A 1,436-nucleotide genomic window follows, 5' to 3' on the forward strand; every position below is an offset into this window, starting at 1 on the left:
TATGCCAAAATAGACAGTAACCGAGTGCTGCATAGACCCTCTATATCCAGCACGACCACGAATACATATCACTCTCTAAGGATTTCAACAGAGCCGCCAATGACTGTCGGGATGCTTGTCAATACAACTGACCACGGGCAGAGATATTGTCGCCGATGGTCCGCCAGTAATCACGGGTTTAAAAAGCCCCACTGGCCTCTCCTGTGATCTGGAGTTCACGCCTACTGTTTTCTCTCAAACCCAGTAACATGTTCTTATTGACTTGATGTATTCGTTGGCAAGGCGTCCCTAATCACAACAGGATGTCAGGGATAGCTGCCGGATCATCTTCATTAGGACGTTCTACTCTCTACCGTGACTCGGTTGTACGCATCTCGACTTCGTTGAATTGGGAGAAGTTCACGTTGGCGACAAAGTTCGTCAACTGGTACGTAGTAGTATCTATACGTGGGAGTTTACGAACCTGCCCAGTGGATCACCTCGTGATCCAGTACCGAAGCTTGTTTCTACGGGGGATCTTGCGGATACCGAATAGGTATCGTGCGGAGTGCAGTCACTACAAGTGTTAGTTCGCGTTATGCCAGTCCCCGTCTGGAAGCTTCTCTGGAACCAGTTCAGCGAATCGTTCACGTTCAGCCATAGTCAAACACGGTTGTCGAAATTATCAGAAGCTGATTGTTTCAGAGCGACTGGATTTTTCTGCTGATAATTTCGGCAAGAATGAAGATCGAATTCTCTGGCTCAAATCCGGCATCGATGTCTATGATGTAGTGGAGTTAGCCGAAGAGTGTGTAACGCACACATCGGAACCAATTATCGCCTGTCCCTCGATTTCACTTTCACTTTGGTTGGCTGAGGTATTTTATATTGGAACGATAACTCCGAGGTGGAACTTGGATCCTGTCACACGCTCCAAGTTCTTCCCCCGTTCCATGTCAGAAGCCGCATCCACTCTCGGTGCATGTCCTTTCTGTGAGACACCCGTCTCTCGTAACGCGGTTTTAATCAAGTACGTCGCAGATAGTGAGAAGCGCGTGTACGCAGAGTGTCCGAAGTGCCGAGAGCCCGTTCAACCGCAGTGACCTGCCCAGCCATGAATCTCTGATCTAGCTCTATTGAAATCCTCTAGAACTGATACGAGGTCGGCGCTGAATACAGGAAGCGAGTCTTGAGTGGACTGGGATCGAACGTTATAGTCTCACCAAATCATTTATACTACTATCATGTTGTATCACATATGCAGATAGAGTTCACCCTTACAATCGAAGCAGATTCCCCCAAAGATGTGGGAAAAATAATAGAAGAACTCGAACAAAGAGAGATCTTGTCAGACTCATATGTTCGGTACTTCACGAATGACGTAATCGGTCAGATTGAATCGTCGAATTAACCACGAGAAAGTGTCTGGTTCTGGATGTGTTTGAGATCCCTGAACC

Annotated in this window: 1 protein-coding gene; it reads left to right on the top strand. The window is 47.4% G+C overall.

Annotated elements, in window-relative coordinates:
- Positions 1 to 932 precede the first annotated feature (932 nt).
- On the top strand, positions 933 to 1,082 hold the full coding sequence (locus CHB65_RS18120; protein ID WP_449404585.1) for a DUF7837 family putative zinc-binding protein: 150 nt from the start codon (positions 933 to 935) through the stop codon (positions 1,080 to 1,082).
- Positions 1,083 to 1,436 lie beyond the last annotated feature (354 nt).

Origin of the sequence: Halorubrum vacuolatum, assembly GCF_900188065.1 — an archaeon.
Classification (GTDB): Archaea; Halobacteriota; Halobacteria; order Halobacteriales; family Haloferacaceae; genus Halorubrum; species Halorubrum vacuolatum.

Bases quoted from the DNA above. Each gene is read 5' to 3' on its own strand.
- CHB65_RS18120 (WP_449404585.1), top strand. From the start codon at position 933: ATGTCAGAAGCCGCATCCACTCTCGGTGCATGTCCTTTCTGTGAGACA.